Here is a 16,435-nt window from a genome sequence, read left to right as displayed (position 1 = left end):
TAAACTCCGGCGGTGTCTTTCCGTGTCCGGATCAGGCAAGGGCCGCCAGCAGATCCGGGTCGCTCAAGGCGATAAAATGCGGATTGAGAAGGTCGCTCTTTTCAGCACCCGCAGGCACCGAATAGGCGAGCGGCTTCAGGCTGTCCGCTTCAAGCACATGGCCACCGGCAGCCCTGAGAACCGCATCTCCGGCGGCAATGTCCCACTGCATGGTGGGAGACAACCGCGGATAAAGGTCGGCCTTGCCCGCTGCCACCCAGCAAAGTTTCAGGCTGGAGCCAACCGACAGACGCTCCACGACATCAAGCCGGTCGATCAGCGCGGCGGTTTCTTCCGACAGATGCGATCGGCTCGCCAGAACCGACAGGCCGCCGGCCGGCCGGCTGCGAACCGTTATCGGCGCCACATCCGTAATCCGGTCCCCCGACACCTTGCCGGAGAAGGCGCCCGAAACCGACGTTTCCCCAGCGGCCAGATCCGCAGGCAGGGCACCGCCCCAGTAGAGTTCATCGAGAGCGGGCGCCAGAACGACGCCGAAAACCGGAACACCGTTTTCAATCAGCGCGATGTTGACCGTGAACTCGCCGTTGCGCTTCAAAAACTCCCGCGTTCCATCCAGAGGATCAACCAGGAAATATCGCCCCGAAACAGCGGGAAGGCTCCCCGCCTCGACCGCCTCTTCGGCAACGACCGGAATACCGGGGAAAAGCCGTTCCAGACCCGCCAGAATGACCGCTTCCGCCGCCGCATCCGCAGCCGTCACAGGAGATCCGTCAGACTTTTCCGCCGATTCAAACGGCTCGGCATAAATCTCAAGAATCTTGGCACCAGCGGTAATGGCTAACGATAACAGGCGGGCTTCAGGCAGAGTAGATAGATCAGATGTCATAAACATGGCTCCAACCGATAAAAGTAAGCTGACAAGCAATCGCCGCTTGCTCGAAAATGGCTAACAATCTATTTACAACAGAATAATAAAAACTTCCTCATATTGTGCAACTGCGAAAGAGCTTTATGATCATAAATCGAGCGTTTTGATTAACGCGTGTGTAGATTTGAAAAAATGCCATACAATTGAATACGTTGGGAAATCACCTTAACTCATTCACCGCCAACTCGGATCGAACAAGGTACATTCTCCGGGAAAAATCATCGATCAGCCTCGCCGATCCCCCACATACCCCCGCGGGTTCTTGCAACCCAGTTCCAGGTATCCAGGCACATGGCGCCAGGCCCTTCTGCGCGCCCCAGCCGAGGACCTGCACTGCCCTTTGGGTGTGGCGTAGCATTCGGCCGCGTCGCCGGCGCGGCGAGGGGCGATGTCGTAGGAATACGAAGCGCATCGTTCTTTGAAATCATCTAACTGCTTGAAAAATGGTCGGGGCAGCAAGATTCGAACTTGCGACCCTCTGGTCCCAAACCAGATGCGCTACCAGGCTGCGCTATACCCCGATCGTGTCGCGACTGCGAACAGGTGCTGATTTATACGCGATCGCAGCTAGGACGCAAGGGGCGAGACCGCGCGCCGGTGGATATCGCATTTGGGTGATTGGGGAGCGCAAATCAACCCGCCGCCTTCGCGTTTGGCAGCCTGACCTCCTGCAGCCGGTTCATGACGACCTTGAAAATGTCCACCGGCTTGTAGGGATAGTCGATGAAATCATCCAGGCCGGTTTCCATCAGGCTCTCCTTGCGGGTCTCACTCATGCTCGGAGGCGCCAGGAGCACCCGCCTCGACGTCCCTGTGCCTGCGATCCCTGCCTGTCCGGTCAGATATCGGCTCACCGCCTCGCTGTAGGTCAGGATCGTGATGCTGTCGTCATCGAACAGCGCCCCACCATGTTCCAGGTTGGCCTCGGGCACGGTCCGCACCTTGCAGCCCAGTTCCAGGAGCGCGCCGCGGATCGGTGCGATCACCTTCGTGTTTCCGGTGACGATGGAAATCGTCAACGGCTCCTTCGAGCCGCGCAGGCGCTTGACCTCTTCATAGATCTGCTGCAGCCGGATACGGTTGAGCCCCTCGACCCGGGAAACCTGCCTGAGATGGGCTTCGACGGTGGCTAGCAGCAGATCGTAGTCGACCGGCTTGGTCAGATAATCGTCCGCGCCCATCTGCTTGCCGGCGACGATGTCTTCGCGCATGCCCCTGGCGGTGAGGAAGATGAGCGGCACATCGTTCAGGGCGGGCATGGCGGAGCGGACATAGGAGAGAAACGCCGGGCCGTCCATGTCCGGCATCATCACGTCACACAGGATCAGGTCCGGCCTTTTTTCGCCGATCCGCTCAATGGCAACCTGGCCGTCGGGCGCCGTCAGGACGTCGTAACCGGCTTCCTCCAGTTCTTCACGAAGGTCTTCCCGTAGGAACCCTTCATCCTCAACACACAGAATAGTTGCCTTGGCTGCCATGGTCTTCTCTCCTTCAGGCAGACACAGCCCGCCGCCGCGGAGACGTCCTTTCGGACCGCTCCCCGGCGTCATCCTGCGCGACCGGCAGGCGGAGCGTCACACGGGTTCCCTCGCCTACCCGGCTTTCCAGGTCGACCTTCCCGCGGTGCTTGTCCATAATCATCGAAATCATGTTGAGACCGATCCCGGTACCGGCAATGCCGCTGGATGTGGAAGCCCGGAAGTATCGGTCGAACACCTTCCGGTGTTCCGTTTCCGGAATTCCCAATCCGTCATCTTCAACGCTGATCGCCGCCCACGTCCCGTCTGTGTGACCGGCCACCCGGATCTCGTCCGCATCGGGCGAATATTTCACCGCGTTGGACAGAAGGTTGTCGATACAAAGCTCAAGCAGTTTCCGGTCGAAGCGCAAGGTCTCCGGCAGGTTGCCCGGATCGAGGACGATCCGGTGGCTTGAACAGCTGTCCTGAAAACGGCGGCAACACTCGCTGATGGTGTCTTTCAGAGGCTGATCGCGGCTGTCGATCTCCATCCCCCCCGCCTGCGAGCGGGTGAAATTCAAAAACCGGTTGATCAGATACTGCATCCGGCCGACCGCATCCCGAATGCGCTGTCCACGTTCCAGAACGGCAGACTGCTCAAGCTTGTCGGAGCGGCGGATCAGCCGTTGCGCGTTGCTGTCTATAATGGCGAGCGGCGTACGGAACTCGTGCGATGCCATGGAGACGAAGTCCCGCTGCAATTCGCTGAGCTGCTTTTCCTGATTGAGCAGCTTGACCAGTTCGTGGGCCTGCCCCATCAGCGTGGCCTGCTGCTGTTTGTATTCGGTGATGTCAGCATAGACGGAAATAATGCCGCCATCCGGTGTCCGGGTACGGTCGATCCGGTACCACTTGCCATCGGGAAACCGCTTTTCCTGGGAAGGCCCGGTCCGGTTTATCAGCTCCTCGAACGGTATCTCGGGTTCATCCGGAAAGATAAGCTTCAGAAGTTCGGGAACATAAATTCCCTCCTTGATGCGCTCGTCGACCCCCGGATAGATCTGCCGCATGCGCTCGTTGGCAAGCATCACCCGTCCCTGCGGATCGGAAATGCCCATTCCGTCCGTCACCGCGTTGATTGCGTTGAGAAGCAGATCACGACTGTCCTGGAGTTCGCGTGTGCGGTCATCGAGCCGCTCTTCCAGATGCGCCCGCACATCGTGCAGCTCCCGTTCCTGGGTGCGCTCGTGGGTGACGTCGGTGTAGATCGTGACGAAACCGCCATCGGCGGTCGGTGTCCCCTGGACACGCAGGATCGTGCCGTCCGGCCGGACACGCTCGAAGTCATGCGGCTCAAACCGTCTCGCCCGCTCCAGTCGCTGATGGACCTGTTCCTCCGGGTCGCCGGGACCGTAGTCCCCCCGTTCGGCATTGAACCGGATCAGGTCTTCCAGGGTCGCGTTGTCGCTAATGGCATCGTCAGGAAAATTTAAAAGCCGCCGTGCGGCCGCATTGAGCAGTACCATATTCAGGTCGGAGTCGATAACCGTGATCCCCTGATGCATGGTTTCCATCAGGCACCCGAGTAGCGCGCTATCGTCAGAGCCTTCACGGATGAAATGTGTGCTCATTGTCCCGCACCACACGCCAAGTACATTTCACTACTTTCGAACAAATGTATTTAGAATTTCCTACGCAAAATTGCCGAGGGCGCGTGATCCTGTTCAGGAAAAGGCTGCACCCAATCGTGTTATTCCGATCAAACGTTAGTTGATGGACCTTGAGTCAACCTGATCACCCGGCTTGATCCCGAGCCGTCGCGACGTGCCGGCGAGCAACTCCAGCACGTATCGCGCCGGCCCTCGCGACGAAATGGTCTTTTCCGAAAAAGGCGTCGTTCCTTCCGCGATATGGATGATCCGTCCCGTATCGCCGATGAAAATGATATCCAGCGACAAGGGCGTGTTCTTCATCCAGAAATAGCGATCCCCTGCGGCCTGGAACAGAAACAGCATGCCCTCGTTGAGCGCCATTCTTTCCCGGAACATCAGGCCTTTCGCCTTTTGCGCGTCTGTCGCGGCAACTTCCACGGTGAACTGCTGCGGGCCTTTTTCCGTGGTGACCGTCAGGGTCTCGGTCGGAAGCGGCATCTCCTCGTCGGCAGCCAGCGCAGGGTTGGAAAGCCCGGCCGACAGAACAATGGCCGCAAACAGGAAACGCAGGTTTGGAAAAGGCAGACGCAGCATGAACGGGGCTCCATGTGATGTGACTGAATAGGGCCGGCACATGTTCAGCAGGTCCTGCCTGCGATTAAACGCCAACAAAAAAGGCCGGACTGTGTCGTCCGACCTACTCGTGCGGGAAATTACTAAACCCGAAAACTAGTGCGAAGCTGGAATATGAGTTCCGGTTCCCACCGGCCGGATTTCAGCGGCCATACGGCCTTTCGGTCCGTTGCCGAAGCGCACCAACACATCCTGTCCCGGACGCAGCTCGGCGATACCAAAGCGGCGCAGGGTTTCCATGTGAATGAAAATATCCTCTGTGCCCTCGCCCTGGGTCAGGAAGCCAAAGCCCTTGACCCGGTTGAACCACTTCACGGTCGCCTTTTCGAAACCGCTTTCCGGAACAACCTGAACATGGGTGCGCGAAGGCGGAAGTTGGGACGGATGCAAGGCGGTGGATTCGTCCATGGACAAGATCCGGAAGGCCTGCAGTCCCCGTGGCCGGTCCATGACCTCGCAGACCACCCGGGCGCCCTCATAGGCCGTCTGGTAGCCGTCGCGCCTGAGACAGGTCACATGCAAGAGGATATCAGCCTCGCCCGAATCCGGAACGATAAACCCATACCCCTTGGCAACATCAAACCATTTGATCGTGCCTGCAATCTCGATTACGTCGACGGCAACATCATCCGTCAGCGCTTCGATTGCGCGGGCATCCCGAGCGGTTTTGCCCCCCATAGCCTACTGTCCCGTCTTTGGTCCGCATCACCCAGCCGGAACGGAATTGCGACTCACGCACCGGCTGATTCCTAACAAAAGGATAACATTCGACTTCGATCCGGAAAGGGGGATTGTGAAACTAACCACAAGGCATTTGCATTTATTGGCCGGCTATGGCGCAAAATCCACAAAACTCTCGGCAATCGGAGTGCGGATGCAGGCCGCCGCCAGAGGGTCGATCAGGGTCGGTTCCCTGTTGATGATGACGAGTTCGGCACCGGCCTGGGCTGCGAGCACCGGCAACTGGGCGGCCGGATGCACCACCAGCGACGATCCAATGACCACAAAAACATCCGCCTTGCGGGCAGCCTCCGCGGCTTGAACCAGGGCGTCTTCCGGCATCATCTGACCGAAGCTGACCACTGCCGCCTTGAGCAATCCGCCGCAGGCCCCGCAAACCGGGCTGTCGCCCGCTTCGACCACCGCCCGCTGATCCTCCAGCTCCGCGCGCCGGCCACAGTCGAGGCAGGAGGCATAGGTGCTGTTGCCGTGCAACTCGACGAGCAGGTCCTCCGGCACACCGGAGCGCTGATGCAACCCGTCCACGTTCTGGGTTATCAGAAGCGAAAGCCGGCCGCCTCTAGCCAGCCCGGCCAGCGCCCTGTGCGCGGCGTTCGGCTCCGCCTTGTGAAAGATCTCGGCCATCTGGAACCGCCGGTTCCAGTCCTCCAGGCGGCTTTCTTCATGGCTCACGAAATCCTGGTACTCGATCGGCTGCATCTTCGACCAGAGCCCGCCCGGCGAACGAAAATCGGGAATGCCGGACTCCGTCGAAATCCCGGCACCCGTCAGCACCACGATCCGCCCCGCGTCCGGGCCTAAAAAACGCATTATCCGGTCTCGTGCGGTGGCAAGATCATTGATTTCTGTCATAGTGGCCATACGTTCTGATCATCACTCCAATACCTTATTATCTACAAGGACACGCAATGCGCTACCTGCACACCATGGTCCGCGTCCGCGATATCGATGAATCGCTGGATTTCTACTGCAACAAGATGGGCATGACCGAAGTCCGCCGCTTGGACCACGAGGCCGGCCGCTTCACCCTGATCTTTCTGGCCGCCTCAGAAGACGTCCAAAGCGGCACGGAAGTGAAGGCGCCGCTGCTGGAGCTCACCTACAACTGGGATCCGGAGGAATATTCCGGCGGGCGCAATTTCGGCCATCTCGCCTATGAGGTCGACAATATCTACGACTATTGCGCCAGCCTTCAGGAAAAGGGTGTGATCATCAACCGCCCGCCGCGCGACGGCCGCATGGCTTTCATCCGCTCGCCGGACAACATTTCCTTCGAGCTGCTGCAGAAGGGCGATTCCCTTGAAATCGCCGAACCCTGGGCCTCCATGCCCAATACCGGCGAGTGGTAGGAACCGCTTTTTGCGCCCTCACGGGCCCGCGCATGCGGGCCTGTGAATTTCATGACAATTTGCTCTTGCGGCGTGAGACAATACTGCCTATAAGCCTCCCCACGACGCAACGACGTCGTCCGCGCGCCCATCGTCTAGCGGTCTAGGACGCCGCCCTTTCACGGCGGAAACACGGGTTCGAGTCCCGTTGGGCGTGCCAACTTTCTCCCTGAAATGATCGACTATGAGACGAGTAAGCGCTGGCGTTTGGCAGCGAACCCGTCTGAACGATTTCATCCGATCGCTTTCCTTGGATCATCATTTCCGGACCAGGTCGTTTCGACTGCACTTTGCGATCATGAGGCCCGATTGGGCCTACTGTTTCTGATCGGCACGCTTGCGGACATCGCTCATCCGGATCGCATCCGAAGGCCCATGTTTTCCAATATCTGTGAGGGCGCTTGCGCACCATCACAGAATTGGGGGTCGGGCACAGAATTGAGGGTTGGGCCCCTGTCCGGCACGGCCATCAGGCAGACTTCCTGGTCGCTCCGTCCGGAAGTTCGATGTCGATACCGAGAGTCGTGATGTCGCCTGAGCGGTCCATTTCCAGGCGCACGGCGTTTGGATCGATGGAAATATGCTTGGCGACCACGGCCAATATGTCTTCGCGCAGGGAGGAAATCAGCCGGGCGTCTTCGGTCGAATTTCCGCTGCGCTCATGGGCAAGCAGAATCTGCAGTCGGTTCTTGGCAACCGAGGCTGTGTCGCCCCGCTTGCCGAAGAAACTCATGATATTCATGCCGCCCTCCCCTTGAAGAACTTGCCGAACAAGCCCTTCTTCTCGGTGGGAATGGTGATCGGAATGTCTTCGCCCAAAAGCCGCTGGGTGGCTTCCGTATAAGCCCTGGAGGCCGGGGAAGTCTCGTCGGACAGGGTGACCGGAAGGCCGACGTTGGAGGCTTTCAGTACATCTCTGCTTTCCGGAATAACGCCAATCAACGGTACGGACAGAATGTCGACCACGTCCTCGACCGCCAGCATGTCGCCCAGCCTGGCACGCTCCACATCATAGCGGGTGATGAGCAGATGCTTGGGCATGCGTTCGCCTTGTTCCGCCAAGACCGTCTTGGCGTCCAGCAGGCCGATGATCCGGTCGCAGTCGCGCACGGAAGAGACTTCCGGATTGGACACGATGATCGCCTCGTCCGCATAGCGCATGGCAAGGGTCGCACCGCGCTCGATGCCCGCCGGGCTGTCACAGACGATCCAGTCGAAATACATCTTCAGCTCGTTGATGACACTGGCTACGCCTTCGTCGGTCAGTGCGTCCTTGTCGCGGGTCTGGGAAGCCGGCAACAGGTAGAGGTTTTCCAGTTTCTTGTCGCGCACCAGAGCCTGTTTGATCGAGGCTTCACCGCGTACCACGTTGACCAGATCGAAAACCACCCGGCGTTCCGCGCCCATGATCAGATCCAGGTTGCGCAGACCGACATCGAAATCCACCGCGCAAACCTTGTATCCCTGCTTGGCCAGCGCCGAGGCAATGGCTGCGGTCGACGTTGTTTTGCCGACGCCCCCCTTGCCCGATGTGACCACGATGACTGTGGCGTTATTCATAGTGTGCTTTCCTGTTTTCCGATTTTCCCGGTCTGGCCAGGGAACACTCGGCTTGCAACGTCTCTGATCAGGTCTCTGCCTAATTCAGAGATTCGAAAATCAGCCTCTCCTCGTCGAAACGGATCTGAGCCGGCTTGTTCACAACATGATCGGCAAAGTCGTCCGCAATGGTGTAAAGCCCGTTGATGGACACCAGTTCCGCTTCCAGCTTCGAACAGAAGATTCGCGCCCGCTCGTTCCCGGACACCCCGGCTAGGGCGCGGCCCCGCAAGGCACCGTAGATGTGGATCGAACCGCCTGCGATGACCTCGGCCCCCGATGCCACCGAGCCCACGACGGTAACGTCTCCCGTTGGATGGACCACGCTCTGGCCCGAGCGGACAGGTTCTGTGATGACAATCGACTGACCGTCGGCTGCCACACCGGTTACGGCCTTCTGGAAAGTGCCATTCGCCGGCTTTTTCCGGTCATTGGCCTCCGGCTGGGATTTTTTCGATCCGGAAAGCGCTTTGGTTTCGGTCTTTTCCGGTGCTACGGCTCCTTCCTGATCCGGCACCTCGATATCGGTTGCCAGACGGCCTCCGGCAAAGCTTGGCGGCATACCAGGCTTCAGGCGGGTTCCGGCAATACCGTCGATCCCCATGACCCGGATGGACCTCTCCCCCAGGCCCGCCAGAATCACTTCCAGATCCTCGATCGGTATCTTCTTGCCGCGCACATCCAGAATGATCGGCCGGTCTATGAAGAACCCCGGTGAGCGCGAGATGATCCGGTCGAGTTCCCCGAACCACGCATCGGCGGGCGTCTCCGGCGTCAGGACTATGGCGATAAAGGACTTACCCTTGAACTTCATTAGGGGCTCGCGGCACTTTCATGGCTGATGGCGAAGCAGTCGGCTTCTGTTCACATAAGAGGTAGCATTCCCAGGCTCCGGCAATTGGGCAGAGCGTCGTTTTCCACTGCTATTACCACAAAAAAGGATATGGAACAAAAAAAGAACATCGATCTTGAACCCGAACAACCCGGCCAGTTCCAGCGAGAAAGCGAAGTGCGGCAAAAGCCTCCGGGCCCCTGTGCCGCTACTCGCCTTTTGCCATCCCGGAATTGGCGACGAACCAGGCGAAGAGTTCCGCCTGGGAGCGGATGTGCAGTTTGCGGTAGATGTTGCGCCGGTGCACCTTGACCGTACCGGGCGTCATGCCCAGCAGGGCCGCAATCGAATCCGATGAATGGCCCTTCAGGACAAGGTCGACAACTTCGATTTCCCGGGGTGTCAGCAGAGGGTTGCCGTCCTCGTCCGTCGTCAGCAACGCGGAAATCTGGGAGGGATTGTCCGGCTCCGATTGCGTATGATCACCGTTCACTCCCTGCCCGTTCGACGGGTCGTCGACGGCGATATTTCCCCACGCAAGCCTGACGAGTGAGAGAACGACCGGCGACAGTTCCCGCAAGGCACGGATCTGCACCGCGCTGAACGCCTTGGACTTGTCCAGTCGCATCAGCGACACGACGACCGTCACCCCGCTTTCCAGCGGGACGAAGAAGCCGACCTCTTCGGCAAGCCCCGTCTTTTCATAATAGGTGCGGAAATATTCGCTGGCATAAAACCGGTCGGGCGCCAGTTCGCGCATCCGCCAGAATCCGGCGCGCCGTTCCACCGCCGTCTGGTAAAACGGATCGAGGCGGTAAGGCCCTTCCTGGTACAGCGCCACAAAAATATGACTTTCCGCGGGATTGAACGTTTCGAACAGGCAGGGTGGCCGCGCGATGCCGCGGTAGGCGAAGGTCACCGAATGATCGAAATGGGTAATCTGGGAAAGCCACGCGAGAAGAGCCGGCCCGAAACGGCCGCAGCCGGGGCTTTCCGCCTCTTCCCGGGCCGCGTCGATCGCAGCCGCCAAAGCGGCCATCGGCTTGGTGCGATCCCGCGACACAACCATGAACTACCACCTCAAACTAATTTTTTTACCAAAATACCACTTGAGGGGTATATATATTAAATTCGACCGATGCTAGTTTTTTTGCATGCCTAATTGACATGCAGCAGTGGAGCACTCGGTGAGTTCCATCCAAAGTCCCGATATCGAATTCTGCAACGTTAGCAAGCTCTTCGGTGATTTTGTTGCCGTGCACGAGATGGATCTCTCCGTCCCCAAAGGCAGCTTCGTCGCCCTGTTGGGCCCCTCCGGCTGCGGCAAGACCACAAGCCTGCGCATGATCGGCGGTTTCGAGATGCCGACCAGCGGAAACGTCCTGGTTGGCGGCCGCGACATGGCCGGAGAACCGCCCTATCGCCGTCCGGTCAACATGGTGTTCCAGCACTACGCCCTGTTCCCCCACATGACGGTCGAAACCAACGTCGCCTATGGCCTGAAGCAGCAGCGCCCGCGCCTGCCCCGGGACGAAATCCGTACCCGCGTCGGCGAAGCGCTGGAGATGGTTCAGCTTGGCCACCTGGCCGAACGCCGGCCGCATGAACTCTCCGGCGGTCAGCAGCAGCGCGTCGCCCTTGCCCGCGCCCTCGTCAACCGGCCCCAGGTTCTCCTCCTTGATGAGCCGCTCGCCGCACTCGACAAGAAGCTGCGCACCGCGATGCAGATCGAGCTGCAGTCCCTGCAGCGGGATCTGGGCATCACCTTCCTGCTCGTTACCCACGACCAGGAAGAAGCCCTGTCCATGAGCGATCTCGTCTGTGTGATGAACGAAGGCCGGATCGCCCAGCTTGGCGAACCGGGAGATGTCTACAATGACCCCGCATCGCTGTTCGTCGCCGATTTCGTCGGCAAGACCAACATGCTTTCCGGCGAAGTCGCAGGCTTAAGCGACGGGATCGCCGAGGTCCGGCTCGACAACGGCACGATGACCAGCGCCAGGGCCCGGGAAGGTCTTGCCATCGGCTCGAAGGCCACGGTCTGTGTCAGGCCGGAATCCATCACCCTCGCCGCGTCCCAGTCCAACGCGACCGGAACGGTTCACAACCGCATTTTCCTCGGCCCCAGTGCCGATTACGCCATCGACGTTCCCGGCCTCGGCAGAATTCTGGCGCAGGTGCCTGCCGCCAGCGCTGTCCATGCCGCGGGCGCCAACGTGTCCATCGGTTTCGAGGCCGGAACCGCCATCGCTTTCCCATCCTAACCAGCAACAAGACTGGGCCTATCAAACAGAACCAGAGGTAGTATCGATGTCGAAACAGGATGATAACCGGCCGATCCGGCCTGAGGAATTTGTACATGAACTGATGCGCTGGAAGCGCGGTTCGGTAAGCCGCCGTCACTTCCTCGGTGTCACCGGCCTCGGCCTCGCCACGGCCGTCATGGCCCGTGAAACCGGCTTCGGCGTCGGCCGGGCCTTTGCCGGCGATCTCGGCGAGAAGGTCTCCCTGGCGACCTGGCCGAACTACCATGATCCGGCCAATTTCGCGGCCTTCACCGAAATGACCGGTTGCGCTGTGGAAGTGAATGTCTTCGGCTCCAACGAGGAAATGCTCGCCAAACTCCAGGCCGGCGGATCGGGCTGGGACCTGTTCGTGCCCACCAACTACACCATTTCCACTTACGCCGAACTGGGCCTGATCGATCCGCTCGATCTCTCTATGCTGCCCAAATACGAGGCTGCCACCAATGACCAGCGCTTCACCCATGAAGGCACCGTCGACGGCACGGTCTATGCGGTGCCGAAGAACTGGGGCACCACCGGCTTCGTCGTCAACACGGACAAACTGCCCAAGGGCATGACCTCCTGGAAGGAATTCTGGGACGTCACCATGGACAAGGGCTCCGGTCGTGTGATGGTCCATGACTATCAGCTGACCACCATCGGCAATGCCCTGAAATACTTCGGCTATTCGTTCAATTCCGTCGATCCCAAGGAACTTGCGGATGCCGAAAAACTGCTGATCGATGCCAAGCCCCATCTCTACGCCATCAACTCCGACTACCAGCCGCCGCTGCGCAACGGCGACGCCTGGATGTCCATGTGCTGGACCGGCGACGGCACCCAGCTGAACCGCGACCTGCCGGAAATGGAATACGTGCTCGGCAAGGAAGGCGGCGAGATCTGGACCGACTTCTACGCGATCCCCAAGGAAGCTGCCAACAAGGCAGCCGCCTACGCGCTGATCAACTACCTGGAGACCCCGGAGATCAACGCCAAGGAAGTCATCGCCCACGGCTATCCGTCCACCGACAGCCGCGTCAGCCCGCTGCTGCCGAAGGAAATCCTGGACAATCCGATCGTCTATCCGGCGAAAGAGCTGCTCACGCCGCTTGAATTCGGTGCCGCTGCAACGCTGACCGACCCGAACCGCGCCGAGCTGATGGCTCGCTTCAAGTCGGCCTGATCACAGGCCGCACCTGAAGCCAGACTTGCCCTCTCCCGACTTCCCACCGGCGGGAGGGGGCGCACCGATCCGCAACTCCACGCCACGCACTATTCACGACCGGCAATTCGATCATGGCGAAGCAAAACTCCAAGAAAAGCCTCGTGACCGGGCTCCTGCTGGCCCCGGCGGCCATCTGGCTTGTCGCCTTTCTGGTTCTGCCGTTCATCGCCATTCTGGTGTTCAGCGTCGGCGAGCGCGGACCGGCCGGCGGCTATACCGCAGCCTTCACCCTCGACCAGTATCTGAACCTGCCGGCGCGCGCCAAGGCCTACTGGAACACGCTGATCATGGCGCCGGTCGGGGCGCTGGCCTGCCTCGCGGTCGCCTATCCCTTTGCCTATTACCTGGCGATCAAGGTCCAGGAAAAACGCCGCATGCTGCTCCTGGCGCTGGTGGTTGTGCCGTTCTGGACGTCGCTCCTGATGCGCACCTACGCCTGGATGTACATCCTCGGCGGCCGCGGCCTTCCAGCCCTGATCGAGTGGCTCGGCTTCGGCGACCATATCCTGCTGAATACGCCGGGAACCGTGCTGCTCGGGATCGTCTACGGCTATCTGCCGCTGATGATCCTGCCGATCTATGTTGGCCTGGAAAAACTCGACACACGGCTGCTGGAGGCCTCCGCCGATCTCGGCGCCCGGCCGGTGTCGACCTTCTTCGACGTCACCCTGCCCCTGTCGCTTCCCGGCGTCTTCGCGGGCTTCTCCGTGGTCACCATCCTGCTGATGGGTGAATTCCTGATCCCTGCCCTTCTCGGCGGCGGCAAGGTCTTTTTCCTCGGCAATGCACTCGTCGACCTGTTCCTGCAGTCGCGCAACTGGCCCTACGGCTCGGCCATTGCCGTCTCGCTGGTCGCACTGGTCGTCCTGATCATGATGGCGACCTCGGCCCTCACCAACCGCCTCTCCGGCGCCCGGCAATCGGAACTCGTCTGATGCGCGCCTTCGCCACCGCCGTTTTCGTCTTTCTCTATGCGCCGATCGCGCTCATCGTGCTGTTCTCGTTCAATGCCGGACGGCATGCCAGCGAGATCACCGGATTTTCCGTGCAGTGGTACGGCAAGGCGCTCGCCAATCCGTTCCTGATCGGCGCGCTGCAAAACAGCCTGATCGTCGCGACCACCAGCGCCCTTCTGGCCGCCGTGTTCGGCACCGCCGCGGCCCTGGGAATGCCCCGCCTCGGCAGACAGGCCCGCATGGTGTTCGACATGCTCCTGGCGGCCGCAATCGTCGTTCCGGGCGTCGTCATCGGGATCGCCACCCTGGTGGCGCTGGTCGCCGTGTTCGACGTGATCAACCCGCTGCTCGCTTCGTTGTCGCCGGAGGGCGAACGTCCGTTCCGGCTCAGCCTCGGCTACGGCTCGATCATCGCCGCCCATACGCTGTTTTCCATGGCCCTTGTGACCATGATCGTTCGGGCCCGGCTTTCCAGCCTCGGCCGGGACCTGGTGGAAGCCTCGAGCGATCTTTATGCCACGCCGTTCACCACCTTCCGCTCGGTCGTGCTGCCGCAGATCCTGCCGGCGATTGTGGCGGGTTTCCTGCTCGCCTTCACCTTCTCCTTCGACGACTTCATCATCGCCTTCTTCGTCGCGGGCACCAAGACCACGCTGCCAATCTACGTCTTCTCCTCCATCCGGCGCGGCGTCACACCGGAAATCAACGCTGTGGCGACCATCGTCCTGTGCGTCTCGCTGATCGCCGTTTTCTCCGCCCAGGCCCTCCTCGGCCGGCAAAAAGGCAAATCTTCAAGGAACTGACCGAATGATACTCAAAGACCGGGTTGCGATCGTGACCGGTGCCGGATCCGGCATCGGCCAGGGCGGAGCGATGATCATGGCCCGCGAAGGTGCCCATGTCGCCGTCGTCGACCTGAACCCGGAGCGGGCGCAGGAAACCGTCGACCGGATCGAGGCTGCCGGCGGTTCGGGGGAAGCCGCCGCCGTCGACGTGACAAACGACCAGGCCATGGCCGCCCTGGTGGCCGATGTACAGGGACGTTTTGGCCGGATCGATATTCTTCACAATCATGCCGGCGTACAGGTGGAAGGCACGCTGGAAGGTGTCGCCATCGAAGGCTTCGACAAGTCTTGGGACGTGAACGTGCGCGCGCATTTCATTGCCGCGCGCCTTGTCGCCCCGATCATGCGGGCTCAGAAAAAGGGTGTGATCCTGAACACCTCGTCCTCGTCCGGCATTTTCTACGACCGGGAAATGATCGCCTACACGACCTCGAAGCATGCGGTTGCCGCGATGACCCGTCAGATCGCCGCCGACTATGCCCAGTACAATATTCGCGTGAACGCGCTTTGCCCCGGTTGGGTCGACACTCCGTTCAACGAGCCCTTCATCCGCCAGATGGGCGGCCGCGAGGCCATCGAGGCCTATATCGCCGAAAAGGTCCCGATGGGCCGCTGGGCAAGCGTGGAGGAAGTCGCTGAAACGATCCTGTTCCTCGTCTCCGACCGCTCCTCCTACATCACCGGACAGGCGATCGTCGTCGACGGCGGCGAGACGATCTGACACCCCTCGCCCAATCGATACCGCTCCGCGCTACCTGACTGTCAGAATGCTGCGGCGGAACCGCAGGGCGGCCAGGAGGAACAGAATCAGCCCGGCGATCGTGACTTTCGCGAACCCCGGCCAGACGATGTCAAACCCGGCTCCGCGGTAAAGGATCGCCTGGGCAAAGCTGACGAACTGGGTGGAAGGCACGAACTGCATCACGTCCTGAAGGACCTGGGGCTGGCTTTCCACAGGTGTCTGTCCGCCCGAAAGCAGCATCATGGGCAGAATGATGAGAATAAACAGCAGCCCGAACTGGGGCATGGAACGCGCGATCGTGCCCAGTAGAATGCCCAGCGCCGAAGCGAAGAAGAGATAAAGCGCGACGCCTGAGAGGAACAGCGGAACGGAACCTGCAATCGGCACGGACAGAACCTTTCCAACCATGACCCAAAGCGCGAAGGCAACGGCGCAGATGATGACAAGGCCGTTCGCCCAGACCTTCGCCATCATGATCTCGAACGGTGTCACCGGCATCACCAGCAGATGTTCCAGCGTGCCGTGTTCCCGCTCCCGAATGAAGGCCGCGCCTGTGAGGACCACGGTCAGCATGGTCACATTGTTGATGATCTCCATCACGCTGCTGAACCAGGAACTGGTCAGGTTCGGATTGAAGGCATAGCGGGTCACGAGCTTCAGCGGGGTGGTCGAACTCGTGCTTTGTTCGGCACCGAACCGCTCCAGCTCCTGCGCGATGATATTGGCAATGTAATTGGCGCCGATCCCGGCCTGCATGACCGCGGTCGCATCGATATTGACTTGGATCGCCGGCTGGTTCCCAGCCAGGACGTCCTTCTCGAAATCGTCGGGGATGACCAGCACGAAAGAGTATTCGCGTGTATCGAGCCCCGGATCGATCCGATTGAACGGAATCACCTCCGGTGTCTTGAATTCCGGGGGCAGAAAGGCCTGTCTCAGTCTGTGGGACAGCTGCGACTGGTCCTCGTCGACGATCGCGATCGCCGCATTGTGCAACTCGACGGAAAAGCCCGTTCCGACAACATAGATGCCCAGGCTGAACGCCCAGCCGATGAAGATCAGCAAGACCACGTCACGCCGAAGGCTGTGAAGTTCCTTGATACCGAGACGCAGGATGTTCGAAAGCTTGCGCAACTCACGCCTCCTG

At 60.2% G+C, this 16,435-nt stretch carries 17 protein-coding genes and 2 tRNA genes; 7 read left to right on the top strand and 12 right to left on the bottom strand.

The genetic code is table 11. The features are described from left to right. Nucleotides 1–31: 31 nt before the first annotated feature. The 7 genes from cysQ to ABIN98_RS17635 form a co-directional block, all read right to left on the bottom strand. A complete protein-coding gene (cysQ, locus tag ABIN98_RS17665; RefSeq protein ID WP_346911893.1) occupies nt 32–889 on the bottom strand; it encodes a 3'(2'),5'-bisphosphate nucleotidase CysQ in 858 nt (285 codons plus the stop codon). Between the two features lie 486 nt (nt 890–1,375). Continuing rightward, nucleotides 1,376–1,452 (bottom strand) — tRNA-Pro (locus ABIN98_RS17660). A gap of 111 nt (nt 1,453–1,563) precedes the next feature. Beyond that, nucleotides 1,564–2,409 (bottom strand): response regulator, encoded by an 846-nt coding sequence (locus ABIN98_RS17655; protein WP_346911892.1) that lies wholly within the window; start codon nt 2,407–2,409, stop codon nt 1,564–1,566. A 13-nt stretch (nt 2,410–2,422) separates the two neighbouring features. Then, a complete protein-coding gene (locus ABIN98_RS17650) occupies nt 2,423–4,021 on the bottom strand; it encodes a PAS-domain containing protein (protein WP_346911891.1) in 1,599 nt (532 codons plus the stop codon). Nucleotides 4,022–4,156: 135 nt separating this feature from the next. Beyond that, a complete protein-coding gene (locus ABIN98_RS17645) occupies nt 4,157–4,636 on the bottom strand; it encodes a DUF192 domain-containing protein (protein ID WP_346911890.1) in 480 nt (159 codons plus the stop codon). Between the two features lie 135 nt (nt 4,637–4,771). Next, entirely contained in the window at nt 4,772–5,353 is a 582-nt protein-coding gene (locus ABIN98_RS17640) for a cold-shock protein (RefSeq protein WP_346911889.1), read from the bottom strand. Between the two features lie 153 nt (nt 5,354–5,506). Further along, entirely contained in the window at nt 5,507–6,226 is a 720-nt protein-coding gene (locus ABIN98_RS17635) for a Sir2 family NAD-dependent protein deacetylase (protein ID WP_346911888.1), read from the bottom strand. A gap of 98 nt (nt 6,227–6,324) precedes the next feature. Here ABIN98_RS17635 and ABIN98_RS17630 point away from each other — a divergent pair, with 98 nt between their 5' ends. Further along, nucleotides 6,325–6,765 carry a VOC family protein gene (locus ABIN98_RS17630; protein WP_346911887.1) on the top strand — a complete coding sequence of 147 codons (441 nt, stop codon included), beginning with the start codon at nt 6,325–6,327 and terminating at the stop codon, nt 6,763–6,765. Between the two features lie 123 nt (nt 6,766–6,888). Beyond that, nucleotides 6,889–6,964 (top strand) — tRNA-Glu (locus tag ABIN98_RS17625). Between the two features lie 309 nt (nt 6,965–7,273). Here the strand turns inward: ABIN98_RS17625 and minE are convergent. From minE to ABIN98_RS17605, 4 genes are all read right to left on the bottom strand, one after another. Continuing rightward, the gene (minE, locus tag ABIN98_RS17620; protein WP_346911886.1) at nt 7,274–7,546 is read right to left on the bottom strand and encodes a cell division topological specificity factor MinE; all 273 of its coding nucleotides are present in this window, start codon (nt 7,544–7,546) and stop codon (nt 7,274–7,276) included. Beyond that, nucleotides 7,543–8,364, bottom strand: coding sequence for a septum site-determining protein MinD (minD, locus tag ABIN98_RS17615; protein ID WP_346911885.1), 822 nt, complete (start codon nt 8,362–8,364; stop codon nt 7,543–7,545). The genes minE and minD overlap by 4 nt, the downstream gene beginning before the upstream one ends. Before the next feature lie 79 nt (nt 8,365–8,443). Continuing rightward, complete coding sequence (gene minC / locus ABIN98_RS17610; RefSeq protein WP_346911884.1) at nt 8,444–9,217, bottom strand: septum site-determining protein MinC; 774 nt, start codon at nt 9,215–9,217, stop codon at nt 8,444–8,446. A 226-nt stretch (nt 9,218–9,443) separates the two neighbouring features. After that, nucleotides 9,444–10,304 carry a LuxR C-terminal-related transcriptional regulator gene (locus ABIN98_RS17605; protein ID WP_346911883.1) on the bottom strand — a complete coding sequence of 287 codons (861 nt, stop codon included), beginning with the start codon at nt 10,302–10,304 and terminating at the stop codon, nt 9,444–9,446. 118 nt (nt 10,305–10,422) lie between these two features. Here ABIN98_RS17605 and ABIN98_RS17600 point away from each other — a divergent pair, with 118 nt between their 5' ends. The 5 genes from ABIN98_RS17600 to ABIN98_RS17580 all read left to right on the top strand — a co-directional run bounded on the left by ABIN98_RS17600 (nt 10,423) and on the right by ABIN98_RS17580 (nt 15,267). Beyond that, a complete protein-coding gene (locus ABIN98_RS17600; protein ID WP_346911882.1) occupies nt 10,423–11,499 on the top strand; it encodes an ABC transporter ATP-binding protein in 1,077 nt (358 codons plus the stop codon). Between the two features lie 46 nt (nt 11,500–11,545). Beyond that, nucleotides 11,546–12,703, top strand: coding sequence for a spermidine/putrescine ABC transporter substrate-binding protein (locus ABIN98_RS17595; RefSeq protein WP_346911881.1), 1,158 nt, complete (start codon nt 11,546–11,548; stop codon nt 12,701–12,703). 113 nt (nt 12,704–12,816) lie between these two features. Further along, nucleotides 12,817–13,680 (top strand): ABC transporter permease, encoded by an 864-nt coding sequence (locus tag ABIN98_RS17590; protein ID WP_346911880.1) that lies wholly within the window; start codon nt 12,817–12,819, stop codon nt 13,678–13,680. Continuing rightward, entirely contained in the window at nt 13,680–14,504 is an 825-nt protein-coding gene (locus tag ABIN98_RS17585; RefSeq protein ID WP_346911879.1) for an ABC transporter permease, read from the top strand. The genes ABIN98_RS17590 and ABIN98_RS17585 overlap by 1 nt, the downstream gene beginning before the upstream one ends. A 4-nt stretch (nt 14,505–14,508) precedes the next feature. Then, a complete protein-coding gene (locus ABIN98_RS17580) occupies nt 14,509–15,267 on the top strand; it encodes an SDR family oxidoreductase (protein WP_346911878.1) in 759 nt (252 codons plus the stop codon). A gap of 30 nt (nt 15,268–15,297) precedes the next feature. On the opposite strand, the gene ABIN98_RS17575 is transcribed toward ABIN98_RS17580, so the two are convergent. After that, the coding region (locus tag ABIN98_RS17575) for an ABC transporter permease (RefSeq protein WP_346911877.1) at nt 15,298–16,435 on the bottom strand (1,138 nt) is incomplete at its 5' end.

It is taken from the genome of uncultured Roseibium sp., assembly GCF_963675095.2.
In the GTDB taxonomy this organism is placed as follows: domain Bacteria; phylum Pseudomonadota; class Alphaproteobacteria; order Rhizobiales; family Stappiaceae; genus Roseibium.
The sequence above is the reverse complement of the archived record's forward strand: the minus strand, read 5'-3'. Positions and strand labels throughout refer to the sequence as shown.